Annotated in this window: 17 protein-coding genes; 9 read left to right on the top strand and 8 right to left on the bottom strand. The window is 55.8% G+C overall.

The window, feature by feature from the left end; all coding sequences use genetic code 11:
• Position 1: 1 nt before the first annotated feature.
• The 6 genes from G9C82_RS20745 (at position 2) to G9C82_RS18050 (ending at position 5,703) form a co-directional block, all read left to right on the top strand.
• Complete coding sequence (locus tag G9C82_RS20745) at positions 2–1,171, top strand: hypothetical protein (RefSeq protein WP_241244134.1); 1,170 nt, start codon at positions 2–4, stop codon at positions 1,169–1,171.
• 158 nt (positions 1,172–1,329) lie between these two features.
• The gene (locus G9C82_RS18030) at positions 1,330–2,253 is read left to right on the top strand and encodes a hypothetical protein (protein ID WP_127014889.1); all 924 of its coding nucleotides are present in this window, start codon (positions 1,330–1,332) and stop codon (positions 2,251–2,253) included.
• Positions 2,253–2,696, top strand: coding sequence for a hypothetical protein (locus tag G9C82_RS18035; RefSeq protein WP_127014890.1), 444 nt, complete (start codon positions 2,253–2,255; stop codon positions 2,694–2,696). Before G9C82_RS18030 ends, G9C82_RS18035 begins: the two co-directional genes overlap by 1 nt.
• 210 nt (positions 2,697–2,906) lie before the next feature.
• A complete protein-coding gene (locus G9C82_RS18040) occupies positions 2,907–3,407 on the top strand; it encodes a hypothetical protein (RefSeq protein WP_127014891.1) in 501 nt (166 codons plus the stop codon).
• Positions 3,408–3,440: 33 nt separating this feature from the next.
• Positions 3,441–4,925 (top strand): hypothetical protein, encoded by a 1,485-nt coding sequence (locus G9C82_RS18045; RefSeq protein WP_127014892.1) that lies wholly within the window; start codon positions 3,441–3,443, stop codon positions 4,923–4,925.
• Between the two features lie 13 nt (positions 4,926–4,938).
• Positions 4,939–5,703 (top strand): Imm49 family immunity protein, encoded by a 765-nt coding sequence (locus G9C82_RS18050; protein ID WP_164734785.1) that lies wholly within the window; start codon positions 4,939–4,941, stop codon positions 5,701–5,703.
• Between the two features lie 411 nt (positions 5,704–6,114).
• On the opposite strand, the gene G9C82_RS18055 is transcribed toward G9C82_RS18050, so the two are convergent.
• Together G9C82_RS18055 and G9C82_RS18060 are read right to left on the bottom strand one after the other, a co-directional pair.
• Complete coding sequence (locus G9C82_RS18055; RefSeq protein WP_127014894.1) at positions 6,115–7,260, bottom strand: SOSS complex subunit B family protein; 1,146 nt, start codon at positions 7,258–7,260, stop codon at positions 6,115–6,117.
• Between the two features lie 601 nt (positions 7,261–7,861).
• Positions 7,862–8,044: a hypothetical protein gene (locus G9C82_RS18060; protein ID WP_127014895.1), complete on the bottom strand. Its 183-nt coding sequence runs from the start codon at positions 8,042–8,044 to the stop codon at positions 7,862–7,864.
• Between the two features lie 444 nt (positions 8,045–8,488).
• Between G9C82_RS18060 and G9C82_RS18065 the strand changes: the two genes are divergently transcribed.
• Together G9C82_RS18065 and G9C82_RS18070 are read left to right on the top strand one after the other, a co-directional pair.
• The gene (locus tag G9C82_RS18065) at positions 8,489–9,157 is read left to right on the top strand and encodes a nucleotidyltransferase domain-containing protein (protein ID WP_240150120.1); all 669 of its coding nucleotides are present in this window, start codon (positions 8,489–8,491) and stop codon (positions 9,155–9,157) included.
• Positions 9,147–9,632: a hypothetical protein gene (locus G9C82_RS18070; protein WP_127014896.1), complete on the top strand. Its 486-nt coding sequence runs from the start codon at positions 9,147–9,149 to the stop codon at positions 9,630–9,632. The genes G9C82_RS18065 and G9C82_RS18070 overlap by 11 nt, the downstream gene beginning before the upstream one ends.
• A 243-nt stretch (positions 9,633–9,875) precedes the next feature.
• On the opposite strand, the gene G9C82_RS18075 is transcribed toward G9C82_RS18070, so the two are convergent.
• The 3 genes from G9C82_RS18075 to sufB form a co-directional block, all read right to left on the bottom strand.
• Complete coding sequence (locus tag G9C82_RS18075; RefSeq protein ID WP_127014897.1) at positions 9,876–10,739, bottom strand: 2-oxoacid:ferredoxin oxidoreductase subunit beta; 864 nt, start codon at positions 10,737–10,739, stop codon at positions 9,876–9,878.
• A gap of 507 nt (positions 10,740–11,246) precedes the next feature.
• The gene (locus tag G9C82_RS18080) at positions 11,247–11,585 is read right to left on the bottom strand and encodes a ferredoxin family protein (RefSeq protein ID WP_127014899.1); all 339 of its coding nucleotides are present in this window, start codon (positions 11,583–11,585) and stop codon (positions 11,247–11,249) included.
• Between the two features lie 50 nt (positions 11,586–11,635).
• Entirely contained in the window at positions 11,636–13,066 is a 1,431-nt protein-coding gene (gene sufB / locus G9C82_RS18085; RefSeq protein ID WP_127014900.1) for a Fe-S cluster assembly protein SufB, read from the bottom strand.
• Positions 13,067–13,395: 329 nt separating this feature from the next.
• Here sufB and G9C82_RS18090 point away from each other — a divergent pair, with 329 nt between their 5' ends.
• A complete protein-coding gene (locus G9C82_RS18090; protein ID WP_127014901.1) occupies positions 13,396–14,388 on the top strand; it encodes a transcription initiation factor IIB family protein in 993 nt (330 codons plus the stop codon).
• A gap of 147 nt (positions 14,389–14,535) precedes the next feature.
• On the opposite strand, the gene G9C82_RS18095 is transcribed toward G9C82_RS18090, so the two are convergent.
• The 3 genes from G9C82_RS18095 to G9C82_RS18105 all read right to left on the bottom strand — a co-directional run bounded on the left by G9C82_RS18095 (position 14,536) and on the right by G9C82_RS18105 (position 17,249).
• On the bottom strand, positions 14,536–14,964 hold the full coding sequence (locus G9C82_RS18095; RefSeq protein WP_127014902.1) for an Lrp/AsnC family transcriptional regulator: 429 nt from the start codon (positions 14,962–14,964) through the stop codon (positions 14,536–14,538).
• 46 nt (positions 14,965–15,010) lie between these two features.
• Positions 15,011–15,373, bottom strand: a complete 363-nt coding sequence (locus tag G9C82_RS18100; RefSeq protein ID WP_127014903.1) for an iron-sulfur cluster assembly accessory protein — start codon at positions 15,371–15,373, stop codon at positions 15,011–15,013.
• 481 nt (positions 15,374–15,854) lie between these two features.
• On the bottom strand, positions 15,855–17,249 hold the full coding sequence (locus tag G9C82_RS18105) for a YdiU family protein (RefSeq protein ID WP_127014904.1): 1,395 nt from the start codon (positions 17,247–17,249) through the stop codon (positions 15,855–15,857).
• Positions 17,250–17,460 lie beyond the last annotated feature (211 nt).

Consider the following 17,460-nt stretch of genomic DNA (forward strand, 5'->3'; position numbering starts at 1 on the left):
CATGCCAGAAGGGTCAGCAGTCATGGCGCTCTACGTTGGAGACGGCGGGGAAGACGTCGTCGAGAGAGCGTTCGACGTATGCAGGGACGCTGGGTTCGAGTTGGACCTCGATAGCGAGCACGAATCAGCGGTCGGTGAGGCCAGCTACGACAAGATACCGGCCCAATTCGGGACCTGGGGGGTGAACCTCGGCTTCAACCTCGATGCCGAGCGGCCGCCGAGCGAACCTGTCCTCAGCGTGGGCTGTGGACAGAAAATCTACCCGTCCCGCCGTGACAGCGACGGCAAGTATCAGGCACGGATGGACACGATGTTCGAACTGCTCTGTCGGCTCGCTGTGGCGCTCGATGTCGACTACGCGCCGCTGTTCAACCCGATGGGGCGTGTTGCTGTGCCAGAGGACCGCCCGATCGCTGACGCGATACAGGAACTCCCACGGATGGCAGTCTACTCTCCCGCAGTCCTCGAAGATGCCGGCGGTATCGGTGCGCTCTACGACACCGACCCGTGGTACACGGCGACATTGGCCGACGGCAAAACCGTCGTCGTTGAGGCCCGAGAACCCTGGGCCGACGGTGGCTGGCACCCCCCGACCGAGGCGGCGTTTATCGAATCGGCATCGTTCACCGAACCACCGGAAACCGAGGAAACGCGACGCGGCTTTAGCGACCCGTTCGCGACACTGGACGCCGGAGCGTACGGCACAGATGTCTGTGTACCACGCGACGAAATCTCGCAATCCTTCCCGAACGAGGACATCCAACTCGTCCGGGTTTACGTCGACAAGAATCGCCATCTCCGTCGAGTCGAAGATGATACCTTCGTGCGAAACGTAGTCAACGAAGATCCCGGTGACGACGTGGCATTCGTCAAAGCGATGCTGGCCGACGTGCCTGCTGAAGCCGACCCGGACGATGTGATGGTGAGCGCGCTGCTCGACGAGCTGATTCCAGAGTCGTTTGTCCGACTGGATGAGCCCGACGACGAGAACGTGGTGACAGCAGTGATGGCCCTCGATACCGACCTAAGCAAGTTCGAGTTACTCCGGACTCTCGGCCGGCTCACCGAACAAGAGGGCGTTTCGCCAGCCGAACTGCAGACTGTCGTCGGAACACTCAACGACCTCGACGGAAAGAACATTGACCGGTATCTCAGAGATCAACTGCTCTGAGAGAGCGTGACTGGTTCTTACTCGACGATATGTAGAGCACGTCGGAGGTATATCTCACCGCCCGGATCCTGCTGGCCTCCGACGACGCCAGCGAGGCCGTGCTCAGCCAGGCCGACACGGCTGGTGGGGTGGTCAAGCTGTGGCGGTTGCAGCGCGGGATGGACGCTGACGTGGATGCATTGTCCGAGGCGAAGCAGGCGCGGCTGGGGAAATTACTCACACGAACCGGCGACGATGGAGTGGAAGTCGTTAACGCGCTGGATCAAGAGACGCTTACCGATTTCCTCTCGGTACGCCGCACTGCTACACCAGACGGTGGAAGAAAAATTGAGGACTTGACTCGGACAGTAATCGTTCGCAAGTCGAGTGATCTCTCGGATGTCGAAATCAATCGTCGAGTCAAGCGAATCTCCGAGACGTACGAACAACTGGACACACAGAGGGCGAAGGACGAACTGGCCCGTGCCATTGAGGAATCCGGAGAGGACGGCATCTATCTTGCAGAACACGTCGATGGAGCGAGACTCTCCGAGCTTGTAGATCAGGGCATCGATCTCAAGCGCCACGCGGACGGTCTCGGAACCTACAGGCGTCTCGACAAGACTGCTGATGATCCTGGTGAACTGACAGAGCTGTTCGCTCAAGAGAAGATAATTCGGCCTAAATTTGAGGGACAGGAGTCGGTCGATCCACCGAGGAACATCGACACAACAAGCGTTGAAATAAGTGACTCGACTGGCAATCAAATCGGAGAAGTCGATGGCTTAACCACTAACAACGGAGAGGTGAGCCATATCATCGAAGTCAAGAAAAATCCTGAGAAGGCAGTAGACGCAAAGGAACAGATGGAAATTACTATCGACAAGATCCAAGACAGAGGTGTCGGTTCTGGAACTAGTTTCCGACTTGATGAAAAAGCCGACTTCAGTTCAGTGACTAAGGACACCGATACGATGATCACAATCGGCCCGAAAGATGCTAACGAGATTGACACGCCACAATCCAACTACGACTACTATGTAGAATTCAGTCAGGATGAGCTCAAAGCACTCAGTGATACGATTCAGTCGGAGGGCCTCTAATGGGTAAAGCGCTTAAACTTCTCTTTCCGGAGGAAGATGCAACTGAAGAGCTTGTCAAAGAGTACGGCCAACGATTGGCTGAAGCACAGAACAAGCACTTGGATGAGGATAGGTCGTTCGATGAATTAGTCGAATACAAACGCGCAATTGAAAAGCTCCGAAATGGGGACGCTCCAGTTATTTATGAAACGGTTATGAGTGCCCCAATACGTGGAATGGGACGGGAGCGGTTCGATGAAATCTTCCAATTAGAGAATGGTGACTTCCAACGCACGGTTCTCGACGAGGATGGTATCAGAGAGCTGAAGAGGGCATTCGAAGATGCCATCCACCGATTGACCGAAGCTGAACCAGAAGGGAACTGGGAAGCGACCCTCGCAAGGCATATTACGATGTGCGAGTTTGCGCTCGACCACGGATACAATATCGAGTTGAGTTCCTGAACCTCCACAGCAGGGTTCACGGTGGACCGTCGCCGAATACCGGTATTCGCCAGATTCCGAGACGACCGGGGTGAGTGACATGACGGTCCGAGTCACCTCCAATGGACGAATAATCGGTGCCTTCCCTGAGGAAGGACCTGATGTGCGAGTCTGGATCCGAGATCAGAACGACTGGCTTGACAACACCCGATGATAACGCTTCGACACACAATGGATATAGACATCCGCTACGACGAGGAGCTGCGGGAGAAGATTCGTGACGGCCCAACCGATCCGCTCGGCTGGATTGATGCGATCAAATGCGGTGAGACATACCTGACTGGTGGCTCTGGTGACGGCATGAAAGAGTACCTGACCAGCTTCTTCACGGGGCTGTTGCAGGGACTCGAGGAGTGCGCGGATGGTGAGCGAACCGTCTTTTCGACCGCTAACGGACCGATGTACGTCGTATTGGTGCCGCTGGGAGACGAGAGAATCCAGGTCTGGTTCTGTTACCGCAAAGACGCAGCTGAAACCGGTGGCGAGCCGGAACCCTACGAACCAGCAGCCGTCGTTGGGAATGAAGAACTGGTCCAGGCCGTTGTCGAAGCCGCTGGAAACTTCCTCGAATTCGTCGAGGACGTAAATCCGGAGCTGATTGCGGATTCTTACGACTATCAGGGCCTCCGCGAGGATATCGAGGCGGCCCGTGAGCGGTACGAACTGAACTGAGCCAGGCACCGGGTTCGGTTCAGCGGAGTCTCGTTGGAGTTTTTTCGATACTTCGAGCGATTACAGCAGTGCAGGAGTTGGAATGGCGTCAAAGACTGTTACAAGCAGACCGACACGGCCAGCGACATCACCCAGCAACTCGCCGACACCCGTGCCCTGCGCGCGCTCTCGCGAATCCAAGGTGCCAGCGACGCCGCAAAAGCCCGCGTCACCGCGCGTATTCTGCTGGCTAGCGACGATGCCACCGAGGCCGTCGTCAGCCAGGCCGACACCGCCGGCCAGGCCGTGCGACTCTGGCGGATACAGCGCAACATCGACGCCGACGTGGACGCGCTGCCCGAGAGCCAGCAGGCGAACCTCGGCGACGTGCTCGCGCGGGCCGACGCCGACTCCCGGGACGCGATTCAGCGGATGGACGACGCGACGCTCGATGGCTACACTGACCTCGACGTGGATCCGCAGACGCGTGCCAGCTTTGCACCGCGGTACGCGGACCTCGATTCAGATGGTCGCGATGCCGTCCGTGAGTTCGTCGACCAGACCGACGACCTCGATGCAGACGTCAGAGATAGACTGAGGGCGGGCTACGCCCGCGGTGACATCGATCTCCGAACTGGCGACAAGAACACCATCGCCGAAGAGGTCCAGACCTACAGCGGGTTCGAACGCGTCGATGGTGTCGACCGCACTGGGAGCGGAACGAACGTCCGTGGTGTCGTCACCGGACAGGACGGCGGCGACATCGACGTCAACGGCCGGTTCATCCGGGACGGCGATACCTACGTCCGCAATCGCCTCGACCGAAACGCTGACACGGTCGAAGCGATCTTCCGGGAGAAAAACGAGGGAGACCTCTACGAGGAGTACGGCACGGATGCAATCAAACACCTCGACGAAGCTGACAACGGTGACCCTGCGAATATCCGCGGACAGCTCGGCGAGGAGGTGCTGCAACCGGAACTGGCGAAGAACAAGTATGGCCGCGGTGGCTTCGAGTTCGACGGCGACTCCGGCTCGCTCGAACGGGGCTACATCCCAGAAGACGACATCCCGTACGACCTCGACGCTGGGAATCAGGGATTCGACGGCTTCGCGATCGACAACGACGGCAACCTCGTCGTCATCGAGACGAAAGTCAAGAACTCCAACGGTCGTGTGACGAACTCGGGCGTGTTAGGCGATACGCTCAGTAACGGTGAACGGCAGATGAGTGATCAGTGGATTCGGGAGAGACTCCAAGAGTTAGCTGAAAATGCGGATACCGACGAACAGAGAGCGTTTATCCGTCGTTTGGCTGATGATGATGGTCCCGATGCAATCGACATCAATCAACGCGGAGATGTGATTGTCGTGGATCGGGTCAACATTGAGAACATCAAAAAGGAACTGTTCGCGTACCAAGATGGAGAACAGACCGGTGAATTAGCATCTAGTGGCCTCCGACAGAGTGCAGATAGAGAACCTACCCTCGACAGGGTGGAAGTCATAAAAATCGGTGATGTGTTTACTGACATATAACGCTCAAATAACAATGACTGAACTTCAAAACCACGTGCATATCGAACGCGGGCAACTGCTCGACGGGAAAGAGAGTATCAAGGAGGCTGTCTTGGGTCGCCCAAACCGGGCACAAGATGTGGCTGTCGGGCTGTTATCTCTCGGCGATGTGGCGGAAGCAAAAGCGTGGTTTCAGGCGCTTGCCGAAGAGTGGGTCATAATTGCCAACAGTAGATGGGATTCGAGTTATCAGAAAGACCCACGTCAATCAGCCGGTATGGGGCCGTGGAGTGACTACATCGACGCGCTCTACTGTGCGATACTCGGTCGGGATGATACGACGACCCCAGCAAGGACTGTGCTCACCAACTCAACCGAGTCGTTCGTCGACGAATTAGAAAACCGTGACCGCACTCACCGCATCGACCTCGCCCGCGCACTGAGCAGCCATCTACTTGAAAACGAGATGGTCGAGCAACACTTAACGGCGCTCGAAGACGCAGTGGAAGAGCGCGACAAGCCCTGGGCTATCGCGCGGTATCTGCCCTATGCCCGGGTCCTCAGAGGTCTCGACGCCGGCGATGTCTCCGATGTTGAGGCCGGCATTCAGGGACTCCTCGAGTTCCACCGCGACCACGTAGCCAGCGCCCGGGACGCCGACGCCGTCCAGAAGGCTGTCGCCCTCGACGCGACGGCGATGCTCGCACTGGCTCGCCGGGAGGGCATGGCGATCACCGTCGACGACGAACTCATTCCCGGCGCCGTCAACGACGACGAATACTATCCAATCGAGGGGTAAGGAATCTGCGTGGGCTTTTGTACCCAGTTATCAAAATTCCGATGAGGTAAAGTGCGTTGTCTCCTTGGCAGAATAAATAGATATATCGGCTGTTTGAAATCGTACTCAAAATTCTATCATCGCGAGTCTGTCGGTGGCGTCGCGCGCTGTCGCGACCCACCAACCACCCAGCCCGGTTTCTCCCGGGCCGGCTGGCCCACGTCCACGCACACACCAGAACATCGGCTCCCTTACAGCCGCCACCAGACTGACCCACGTTGACGCGCTGGTGCGGTGGCGTGCCAGTCCGTGCGCGCGGTTGTCTCGCCGCCGCCCGCTGTGCCGGAGGCGGCGGCGAGGCCGCGTGCGCGAGCACCGTCGCACCGCCGGAGGAAGCCCCCGCTCAGTGGGGACGCCCCTCGCTATCGGGCGTCAGTCTGCGGAGTGGACGATACCGCGATGAGTGGCGGCCCCATGCTCAGTGTCGAACAGGTCCGAACACCCGGACTCGGGACAGCGGGCCTTCCCGAGCGTCACGGCGACCGCGTGGTCAGTGTCCCGCTCATTGGCCCACTGATGGGTGTCTGACTCGGCCTCCCATGACGCCGCCGTTCGACTATCACCGGACGAACCGAACGAACCGCCCCCGTGTCCAGTGGGCGCGGGACCGTCGCCGCGCTCGATGACACACATGAGCGTGTCGCTCGTGACCGCCACCGTCTTGATACCGTTGTAGTCGTCAGGCTTGCCCCCGGAGATTCGCACCCGGTCGCCCTCGCGGAGCGTGCGCACCATCTCGCCGCCGTGCATGGACTTGCCCCAGACTGTGACCTTCGCGCTCGTGCCCTCGTCGTCCTCGATATAGAGGACTTGGTACTGGTTCCGTGCGTCTGGCTCCTCAATGATGTGCGTTACTTCGCCCTCGACCGTACACTCGTATCCGTAGGGACTCACCTCGTCGATAGGCGTGGGGACTTGCAGTTCGTCACGGGCGTCCCTGAACACGGTAAAGGAAGCCTCATACAGGCTGTTACAGTCGCCCATCTGCCCGGACACAAGGGCCGCGAGTCGGCGGCCTGCTGCCGCTCGTGACAGACTGGTTTTGTCTGCCAGCGTCGCGGCCTGCTGGTTGACTCGCGCCAGCGTGTCGCGGTCCATCCACTGCCGGGGGTCAGCCGGTGAGCGGAACCCGTCAGCGCGTTCGGTTTCCGCGTCGGTGAGCTGGCGAGCCGAGGCTTCGCGGTCGGCACCGTCGACGTGGGCGCGTGCGACCTCGGAGTGTCGGGCTTGCTCGGCTTCGCGTCCGTGACGTTCTTCCTGCTGTTCCAGCGTTTCGCCAAAGCGCCGGTCCGGACCAACCTCGGTCGAGCGCGTCCAGTCGTATGCCTCCTCCTGTCGGGCGTAGAAGTTGCCACGGCTATCGCTCCCCCGATTCATCCTGAAATCGAGTTCGTCGCCGTTTTCGGTCTCTGCGACCGCCTCTAGAAGCTGTTCGGGGCCACCCTCGACGTGGGCCGAAAGGGAAACCGTCTGATTGCTTGCCGATGCTTTCTTACCGCTGGAATTGCTAGCGTACATTGTCTTTCTGAGGGATACGGAAAGACACTTGTCGGGTGTTCCCGCACCCGATTTCTGCGGCGTGAAACTGCCCTGCCAGCGCCGCGTGCGTCGTGTCTTTCCGTACGTAAAGGCATGGGTGCCGGCTACTTAAAGGTAACGGACCATTTGGATTGTTTCAAGTGCAATATTTGGGTGTCTGAGTGGGTTCTAAGCGGCGGCTTGTATTTCGTGTTTCGAGGGAGAATAGTATATAAAGACCGTAGGTGATTGACACCCCGGCAGGCGGCCCCATCGTGTGCGGTTGCGGTGAGCCAGCATCCCGCGCGGCCAAGCGAGTGCCGGATGGGTGAAAGCCCGGCAGCGCAACGAAGTGAGCAGCCCGGAACACAGCGACTGCAAGGAGCGTCCTCGTTCCGGCGAGGGAGCGCCGGCCGCGAGGGTTCCTCAGCCGGATCGCGCGCGACTCCGACGCGTCCGTTCGATTCTGCTGTGCTGTGCCGTAGCAGTCGGGTGGGACTGAAAGGGGCACGCCGCTGGCGCTTGCCATGGTCGCGTCAGCGGCCCCTATCCGAACGGAGTGAGGATATGTCGCTGAGCGACCGCCAGCGGCGTGGGGCTTTCAAGATGTGCTGGTCCGACACGGAGTCCGCCGTCGCGATGTCGCTCGGAGTAGTGCCGTCGAAGCCAGCAGTCCTCCCGCAGTCAGTCGTGTCGCCGACGTCAGTGCCACGAGTCCCGCCAGCAGTCCCATGAGTCCCGCCATCAGCAGGGCCGCCTCCCCCGACACCGTCACGAGTGCCACACGACTCGACTCCAGGGCCAGCAATACCAAAATCCCCTGCTCGCTACACACGAGACACACGCCACTCGTACCCTCTCCGCCGGCCATCGGTCAACGCACCGGCTCCGGCAAGAGCGAGCGTGCCGCCCAGCGGCGGCTGCCCGGCGGTCAGACGACACACCAGCCAACCATCTGTATCTGTCCGGCCGTCAGTCCCACGCCGACACACACTCGTCTCTCGCGCTCTCAACCGGCCTGCCAGCCCCACGCTGCTATCCACCAGGTATCCGTCTGCTTCGCCCGGCCGTCTGCCCCACGCTGCGAGGGGCCGACTGCCAGCGTCAGTGCCAGTCATGTCCCTCTCGCCTTCAATCGCTCAACCCCGACATGGGCATCGATAGTTTCCAAATTGGTTGCCCAGGCTGAAGCTGGCTTTTATACCAATACATTCCTAATAGGAATAGTATGCCTACTACGAAAGGAACGACCACAATTGCTCTGGAGTATCCGTTCCCTCAGGACCGGGTCTTTCGATACCAGGCGATGCAGGATGTGCTCGCTCGCTTGATTGAGGAGCCATATGAAGAGTTCACCATCGGCCAACTCGCGGAAATGATTGACGGGAATCAGGCAACGGTCTCAAAGGCAGTCAAACTGCTCAAAGAACTCGGCACAGTTCAGACCCGTCAAGAAGGCCGGAAGCAATACGTGCGTATCCATCGTGACCGACTCACAAAATCTGATCCAGTCCTGTCGATCCCTCAGTCGGAATTTCACAAGCCTGTCCGGGCCTTCGTCGATACTGTTCAGGAAGAGATTGACCATCTCGTCGGCGTCCTGCTTTTCGGTAGCGTGGCACGGGGGACAGCCGACCGCGCAAGTGATATCGATCTTCTTGTCTTCGTCGAAGACGATAGGACACAGGCTCGCCGAACTGTTCAGTCAATCGTAAGCACTCTCCAAGAGACGAAATTTGAGGGGAACCGCTACACCTTCGAAACGTTGGTCGAATCGACCGAAAGCGCGAAACGGATTGGTGACCGGCTCCAACAGCAGTTCGATGAGGGACTGATATTAGTCGGGACAGATCAGTTATCCAATATCCGGGCGGAGGTGTACGCGAATGGAGAATGAATCAGTGCTTAACGCACTGGCAGCCGCTGAGCGTAGTTTCGAGCAGACACCACAGAATGTTGAGGACGGGCTCGATGTCGGCGAAGCCGAATTGGTCCAACTTCGCCGAGCATGTCGGCTTCTGGCGGCTGCGTCCCGCCTGCTTGATGGTGGCTACTACACAGTTGTCATCGAGTCGTCGTTCGTTGCGATAGAGCGGACGATCCAGTTCCGACTCATCCACGACGGCGCAATGGACGCTTCTGAAGTCATCAGTAGTCATCGGCGACTGTACCAGCGAGGTGCAGAGATCGGACTCTATGATGACGCGTTTGGGGAACGATTAGCTGAACTATGGAACCAGAACCGAACAAAAACCTACTACCGGCTCGGAATTGCCACTGAATCGCAAGCAAAGGCGATGCACGAACTTGCCACCGATGTTCATCAAGATTTGATCAACGCGAGCCAAGTGCGCCACGAGTGTCTCTGTTAATCGACGGCCAAACGATACACCAGCCGGCCACCCGTCTCTGCCCGGCCGTCTGCCCCACGCTGCGAGGGACCGACTGCCAGCGGGAGTGCAGTCGTGTCCCTCTCGTCTCCAACCGCGCGCGACCCCGACGTGCGCGTCGTCTGTCCAAACTACCCGAAGAATTGCTTCGCAGAACCCCGTGAACGACCACTGTAAGTCGATCGAGATTGATTGTTGTATGGATATTATTTTGATATTTACTACTCAGTAAAACTCGCGGACAAGATCCGTCGCGTCGTCTGGGGCGCCGTCTGGAATGTCAGCCATGTTCTCGGAGAGTCCTTCGCGTTGTTCCCACGGGTTGGAGTTCTCGTCTCGATAGATGATACCCTGATACTCCTTATCAGCGTCGAGGATGGCATCTTTTGCGTCGTCGTAGTCTGTTGGGTCGTGGTCACTTTCCTCGAGGTCGACGATGGAGTCTCTGAAGTAGTCGTAGGTATCCACGTCGTTGAACGTCACGCACGGCGAGTAGACGTTGACGAAACCGAAGCCGTCGTGTTCGACAGCCTGCTGGACTATCTCGGTGTGGCGCTGGGAGTCCGACGAGAACGACTGGGCAATGAACGTCCCGCCAGCAGCCAGCGCGAGCGCGAGTGGGTTGACCGGTGGCTGTTTCGGCCCATCAGGCGTCGTCGATGTCTCGAAGTCCTCACGCGATGTCGGCGAAGCTTGGCCCTTCGTCAGCCCGTAGATGCGGTTATCCATAACGATGTAGCTCATATCGACGTTGCGGCGAACGGCGTGGATGAAGTGGCCAGCACCAATCGAGTATCCGTCACCGTCACCGCCGGCGACCATAACCTCCAAGTTTGGATTCGCCAGTTTCGTGCCGATGCCAACCGGCAAAGCGCGGCCGTGGACGCCGTGGAGCGCGTAACTGTTCATATAGGTGCCGATCTTTCCCGAGCACCCGATTCCGGCGACAACGAATGTGTTGTCCGGGTCATTACCCGTGTTCGCGAGCGCCTTCATCATTCCATTCATTGTCCCGAAGTCACCGCAACCGGGACACCAGGTTGGCTGCTTGTCGGATTTGAAGTCGGTGAATCTGACGTCTGAGCTCATGTTGTTATGTTTTCGGCGTTGCGGTATTGACAGCCGGATTCGCCGTTGTGTTGTTTCTCATTTCCGGCCACCAGTCGCTCAAATGAATTCTTGTTATCAGCTTGATTGTTTGGGTGTATTGGGATCTACCCGTTCAATCCCTGCGTCAGCGAGTTTGGTTTTCACTACCGGGGGAAGCGTTTCGAATGTCTCGTCTACTTGTGGAGCAACAGATATACCGTCGACTCTCAGTGCCACTAACTTTCCACGGTTCCCCTGTGCAGCGACCTCGAATTCGAACGGGCGATCTCGTTCGTCGAGCGCATACACCCAGACTTTTGAGAGGCCGTTCGCACTCTCCCAGTGAGCGCTGTTGAGGACGTTGAGGCTCCCCGCAGGAGGAACGCACGGTGAGCCACACGCTTGGCACTTGCCTAGATGGGGCGAGGTACCGACGTACTCGTAATCGGTTCCGCACCGGTAACACTGTAATGTCAGGATCATCGTCAGCGCTCATCCACCCCGAGTTCAGAGCCTCCCCGCTCGCCCCGGGTCAACGTCGATTGCATCGACAGGGCAGACATCGACACAGAGCATACAGTCAATGCACTGGTCCTCGTAGGTGGGATCGGCCTTGATTTCGGACTCGGGGTGGCCAGGGGTATCGGTCCACTCGAACACGTCGACGGGGCAGTCCTCCAGACAGGCCCCGTCTGCAATACAGATGTCAAAATCCACTGCGACATGGGTTCCGTGGATGCCCTGTTCCTCCTCCGTTGGTTCCTCACCATCTGTCGTCCATACCCGGTGGTCCTCGTGGCGGTCGGCTTCCTCGTATGTGTTCTCGAAGCTTGGATCGATAGCCATTGAGATATTTTACAGTACGGTGATTTTTTAGTAACCAACTGAACCGGTCACTACCCGAGCGAGCCTTCCATCTCCAGCTCGATGAGCCGGTTCATTTCGACCGCGTATTCAATAGGAAGCTCTTCTGTGAGCGGTTCGATGAAGCCAGCAACGATCATCTGCTTAGCGTCGTCGTCATCCAGCCCACGGTTCTGGAGATAGAAGACGTCCTCGTCGCCAATCTTCCCAACTGTTGCCTCGTGGGCAACGTCGACCTTGGACTCCTGAATCTCCATGTACGGCATCGTGTCTGATGTAGATTCGTTGTCGAACATCAGCGCGTCACACTCGACAGATGTCGAAGCATTCTCCGCGCCGTCTGCGATGTGGACGAGCCCACGGTAGTTCGTTCGGCCGCCGTCCTTAGAGATGGACTTAGACTCGATAGTCGATTTCGTGTCGGGTGCGTTGTGGTATACCTTCGCGCCGGTGTCGATATTCTGTCCTTCACCAGCCATGGCGATGGTGATATGATTATCCGTCGAACCGGGGCCCTTGAGGACGGTGGAGGGATACAGCATTGTCGCCTTAGACCCCATCGACCCGGAGACCCACTCCATCGTCCCATCCGCCTCAACGATAGCACGCTTGGTGTTGAGGTTGTACGTGTTCTTCGACCAGTTCTGCACCGTTGAGTACTGGACGTGGGCGTTCTCTTTGACGAACACTTCGACGCCACCGCTGTGCAAATTGAAGGCTGAATACTTCGGGGCGGAACAGCCCTCTATGTAGTGGACCTCAGAGTTTTCCTCCGCGATGATGAGCGTGTGCTCAAACTGGCCCATCCCTTCGGAGTTCATCCGGAAGTACGCCTGGACCGGCATGTCCACAGTTGTATCCTCGGGAACGTAGACAAACGACCCACCCGACCAGATAGCGCCGTGGAGTGCCGCGAACTTGTTGTCGCTGGGCGGCACGGCCTTGGTCATGAAGTACTCCTTTACGATGTCTTCATGCTCCTGAACGGCTTTGTCCATGTCACAGAAGATGACGCCCTTGTCCTCCCAGCGCTCCTGCATGTTCTGGTAGACAATCTCGGATTCGTACTGCGCGCCGACGCCCGAGAGGGCGTTCTTTTCGGCTTCCGGGATGCCGAGCTTGTCGAAGGTGTCCTGAATCTCTTCGGGAAGGTCTTCCCAGTTCTCGGCGCCGCCGCGCGTCTCGATATCTGGTCGGATGTACGGGACGATCTCTTCAATCTGGACCTCCGAGAGGTCCGGCGCGTTCGGCCAGTCGGTCGGCATCGGCATCTCTTGGAACTGATCGAGGGCGCGCAGGCGTCGCTCAAGCATCCACTCAGGCTCGTCCTTGTCTTCGGAAATAATCCGAACGGTCTCCTCGGTCAAGCCCTTCTCAGTCTCGAATGCCGATTTCTCTTCCTTCTTGAACTCAAAGCGTGCTTCGGTATCGGTGTCTTGAAGATGGTCTTGTTCCGAACTCATGAATTCACGTTGAGACTCTGGCCACATAAGTTTGATTCATAACTATCTTTGATACTGACTTAGACAAAAATTCTCTAAAACTCCCATGCTAAACACTCAAATAGCAAATCGAATTTTTTGATATAAAAACTTAGTATTGCTCAGATGCAACAGAGATGTATGGTATCATTTCACACTGCTTGTCGATTCAGGAAGCAGTCAGACAACCAATCTCCGCTTAGAGTTAGTACACCCAGCTCGTATGCTAGCTTCCGGAGTTGCCGTGATTGGGATATCCGTTTGTCCAACCGGAAGTGCCGCTCCCGCTTTCTTTCCAGGGGCAGCTGAACATGACTGAATCATTTACGACATCAGGAGTTCGCGAAGAAAGCCGTCCAGAGGAACACGACAAAACAGGCGAAGAGGGACGGGATGAACTATCGGCCAAAACGTGTCTGGAGTGCAGTGGACGTATCGTCCACGACGAGGCACAGGCCGAAACCTACTGTCAGGACTGTGGTCGCGTACTCGAATCAGATCAGATTGACCACGGACCTGAATGGCGTGCGTCCGATTCGCGCGAAAAGAACGCTAAGTCACGGGTCGGTGCCCCTCAAACTCAGCAATTACACGATCGTGGCCTGTCGACAGTTATTGACTGGCGAGACGAAGACGCGTATGGACGGTCGCTCTCGTCTCGTCAACAAAAGAAAATGCGACGTCTTCGGAAATGGGACGAGCGGTTCCGGACGAAAAGTAATCAAGAACGGAATCTAAAGCAGGCGCTGGGAGAGATCAATCGGATGGCCTCCGCGCTTGGATGTCCCGATCCGATCAGAGAAACGACGAGTGTGTTGTATCGGCAGGCACTGGAAAAGGACATACTCCAAGGCCGGTCGATCGAGGGAATGGCGACAGCAGCCCTCTATGCTGGGTCACGTCTGGAGAATATACCCCGGACACTCGATGAAGTTGCCGCGGTGAGTCGTGTCGATAAAATTGAGATAGAGCGTACCTATCGCTATCTGGCAGATGAATTGGACCTAGAAATGGCTCCGCCGGATCCCGAAGCATACATTGGCCGGTTCGCTTCTCGGTTGGGGTGTCCGGATGAAACGGAACGCCGAAGTCGGGAAATGATTCGATCCGCGGTCGAAGAGGGTGTTCACAACGGGCGAAATCCTATCGGAATCGCCGCAGCAGCGCTGTATGCGGCTGCTAAACGCACGAATCGGGAAGTCACCCAAGATGACCTGGCCGAAATTGCTAACATGAGCAAACCAACGATTTCGAAACGGTACCCGGAGATTCTCGAGGCAGCAGACGAGGTGTCGACGGGTTAGCAACTCTAGCCAGAAATCAGTCCCCTTTTGTCCGTTATGCGGACACGAGAACTCTCTCAGCGGTGGTTGGAACACTGATTCTGCGAGTGATCAGTACTGACTCAGATATCTGAAATACAAAATTGAACGAGCACGTCGCCTTCCACCTCATTTGAGGCGTTCTTGAAGCACAGCTGGGCAGGCCGTTATCACCCCATCGATAGAGAGAATCTGGTCGCTTACTATCTCATTTAGTTCGGTACTTCCTGTGGCCTCGAGTTCGGCCATCAACATATGGTCTCCAGTTGCGGTATACAACGCAGTTAGTGAGTCGATATCCCTGAGCTGACTCGTCGCTTCGGGGTACTGATCGCTCTCGACATCAATTCCAACCATCGCAATACTCTGGTGATTGACCTTCTTTGGGTCGATCTCGACAGTATACCCTACAATAGCGCCTTCCTCTTCAAGTTTCTCTATATACTTGCGGGCGGTCGGTCTCGCGACGCCAGCCTGGTCGGCGATTTCTCCAAGGGACGCTTTCGGATCTTCTTTGAGAATCGAGAGAAGACGATGCTCGAGTTTGTCGGTGTCCATTGTGTCTAATATTTATGGGGTGTGGTCATCGTGTTATCAGTCGATTTCAGGTGCGGAAAGATTCTCCGCAGCCACATTCAGAGACAACGTTGGGATTCTCAACAGCAAAGCCTCCACCCTGGAGACCCCCTTCATATTCAACAACACTTCCGACGATATATTGGATACTCGCGGGATCAACGAACACTCGCAGGTCGTGGTGCTCGTAGATGATATCACCTTCGTCGGAACTCATATCGAATCGCATCCCATATGATAGCCCCGCGCATCCTCCTTGCTGAACGAACAATCGAAGTCCCGCTGTATCAGTGTCCAAGTTCTCTTCTTCTAAGAGAGTGAGAGCCTTATTCGAGGCAGCTTCTGAAACTTCTATTTCAGGTTGTTCACCCTCCTTGGCCGTCGTACTCATACAGTGAGTTGGTTGGGCCAGGGTGTTAACCATGACGCTCAGCAACTGAGCGATAGTTGAAAAGATATCATATTGAGATTGACTCGAGTACGGAACTCACGTAGTCTCTCATTGTTTAGTCTCCCCACACGCTTTTGAATAGTCAGTTAGCTGTGTTAGACTCATCCTTCGTATCAGTCACGGGTTTCTGACGGCAAGTAGGTAACTCAAGGAGCATTGTGCGAGATCAGGCGTATGTCTTGTATTTGCGGATGGTGCTCCCTCAATTGGTAGTTCCCAGCAGTTCGTCGGCAGCGACCACCGCTCGCCCGATGAAGGCATCTCAGCCTAGGTAATGGCGAATAATCAACCCGAGAAGAGACTCAAACTCCTCGCGGAACTGCTAATATAACAATGCAGTGATGTTTCCGAAGGTATCGAGAAGATGGAACCGCTTGCGACACCTCAAGTTGGTGACTATGTACACTGTGACAATGTCCGCTCAAGTATTACAGTACGTTGTATACTCTGCATCGAACTCCCGTGACGGTGGTTGCTGGAATTGCGAACCCACATCTTTCGATGTGTAGGGAGTTTCCAACACAGTCAATAACCGCCTGAATTTGGACAGATCTCCGGTTTCGAGATACGCCCCTAGTGCCTCTTCAACTAGATGGTTGCGGGGAATATACCGCGGATTGGCTTCCTGCATCAACTCCTCATTTAGGCCGACAGCATTCAGTTTATTCTGAAGCTGTTCGAATTCTGTAGTTACAAACACTGGGTCATCAAATGTACCAGGCGTCTCTAATTCGAGGAACGTATTGGTATAGTCTGCGTTCGATTTGCGAAGCCACTCCAAGAAGTCATCGACAAGTTCGTCCTCACCATCTGAGTTGATCCCCAGTTTCTTCCGCATCATCGTGTAGTAATGCGCATCAAACCGATCCTCAAATTCGTCTAGTTTGTCTTCAAGCTCATCATACGTGAGCGCTGACTGTGTACACAGCGGTTGAAGTGCTTTTGCAAACCGTTCAAGATTCCACCGCAAGATAGGTCGCTGGTTTCCGAATGTATATCGCCCGTTCTTATCGATTGCGCTGAAAACTGTCTCCTCATCATAATAATTCATGAACGCACAAGGTCCGTAATCAAATGTTTCCCCATCGATACTCATATTGTCCGTATTCATAACGCCGTGGATGAATCCGACACGCAACCAGTCAACAACCATCTCAATTGAGGACTGTATGACTGCATCGAAGAACTCTAGGTATGTACGATCTTTTTGTTGTAGTTTCGGATAGTGCCTATCGATAACATAGTCAGTGAATCGCTGTAGTTCGTCGGATGCTTGGCTTGCGACATACTGGAAGGTCCCGTATCGAATGTGGCTGTTCATCACTCGGACAAGGATGGCTCCAGGTTCTGTCTGTCGTCGTTCGACTGCTTCGTCGGTTTCGACGACTGCCAGACTTCTCGATGTTTTGATGTTTAGATTCTGCATCGCATATGAATACAGATACTCTCTGAGCATCGAGCTGATAGTTGCGTTGCCATCGCCTTTTCCGGAGTACGGCGTTCGACCAGACCCTTTCAGTTGAATATCGTATCTATTACCGTCGTGTACATATTCGCCAAGTATCATCGCTCTCCCATCGCCCAGGACGGTAAAATTTCCATACTGGTGGCCTGCATATGCTTGGGCGATTGGTTCTTCTAGACGGTCCTGTCCTGCTAGAACTTGGGCATTGAGCTTTGCTGTATCCAATCCAATATCAGCGCATAGCTCGTCATTAAGAAGCAAAATTTCGGGATTAGCGATACTTTTCGGCGTTACTCTCGAATAGAGGTTCGAGTCTAACTCTTTGTAAGTGGTGTCAAATGAAAAGGTCATTTGATTTTATATGGTATTATGTTGTTTGCTTTAATACTCTTATCTTTGAAAATGTTAAGAACCGGACGACTATAGCGGTTCAACTTGACGTGTGCTGCGTATACTCTCTGTATCTTGGACTGTCTTCTGTAACTCTGTCTATCTCAACATTTTCTCACCTCCGGTTGCACCGCAGCAAATCGACTGCGAAGGATTCTATGACACGCTGCAC

Origin of the sequence: Haloarcula sp. R1-2 (assembly GCF_011627385.1) — an archaeon.
In the GTDB taxonomy this organism is placed as follows: domain Archaea; phylum Halobacteriota; class Halobacteria; order Halobacteriales; family Haloarculaceae; genus Haloarcula; species Haloarcula marismortui.

Coding starts and splice junctions, on each gene's coding strand:
- G9C82_RS20745 (WP_241244134.1), top strand. CDS start 2: ATGCCAGAAGGGTCAGCAGTCATGGCGCTCTACGTTGGAGACGGCGGG.
- G9C82_RS18030 (WP_127014889.1), top strand. CDS start 1,330: ATGGACGCTGACGTGGATGCATTGTCCGAGGCGAAGCAGGCGCGGCTG.
- G9C82_RS18035 (WP_127014890.1), top strand. CDS start 2,253: ATGGGTAAAGCGCTTAAACTTCTCTTTCCGGAGGAAGATGCAACTGAA.
- G9C82_RS18040 (WP_127014891.1), top strand. CDS start 2,907: ATGGATATAGACATCCGCTACGACGAGGAGCTGCGGGAGAAGATTCGT.
- G9C82_RS18050 (WP_164734785.1), top strand. CDS start 4,939: ATGACTGAACTTCAAAACCACGTGCATATCGAACGCGGGCAACTGCTC.
- G9C82_RS18055 (WP_127014894.1), bottom strand. CDS start 7,260: ATGTACGCTAGCAATTCCAGCGGTAAGAAAGCATCGGCAAGCAATCAG.
- G9C82_RS18065 (WP_240150120.1), top strand. CDS start 8,489: ATGCCTACTACGAAAGGAACGACCACAATTGCTCTGGAGTATCCGTTC.
- G9C82_RS18070 (WP_127014896.1), top strand. CDS start 9,147: ATGGAGAATGAATCAGTGCTTAACGCACTGGCAGCCGCTGAGCGTAGT.
- G9C82_RS18075 (WP_127014897.1), bottom strand. CDS start 10,739: ATGAGCTCAGACGTCAGATTCACCGACTTCAAATCCGACAAGCAGCCA.
- G9C82_RS18080 (WP_127014899.1), bottom strand. CDS start 11,585: ATGGCTATCGATCCAAGCTTCGAGAACACATACGAGGAAGCCGACCGC.
- sufB (WP_127014900.1), bottom strand. CDS start 13,066: ATGAGTTCGGAACAAGACCATCTTCAAGACACCGATACCGAAGCACGC.
- G9C82_RS18090 (WP_127014901.1), top strand. CDS start 13,396: ATGACTGAATCATTTACGACATCAGGAGTTCGCGAAGAAAGCCGTCCA.
- G9C82_RS18095 (WP_127014902.1), bottom strand. CDS start 14,964: ATGGACACCGACAAACTCGAGCATCGTCTTCTCTCGATTCTCAAAGAA.
- G9C82_RS18100 (WP_127014903.1), bottom strand. CDS start 15,373: ATGAGTACGACGGCCAAGGAGGGTGAACAACCTGAAATAGAAGTTTCA.
- G9C82_RS18105 (WP_127014904.1), bottom strand. CDS start 17,249: ATGACCTTTTCATTTGACACCACTTACAAAGAGTTAGACTCGAACCTC.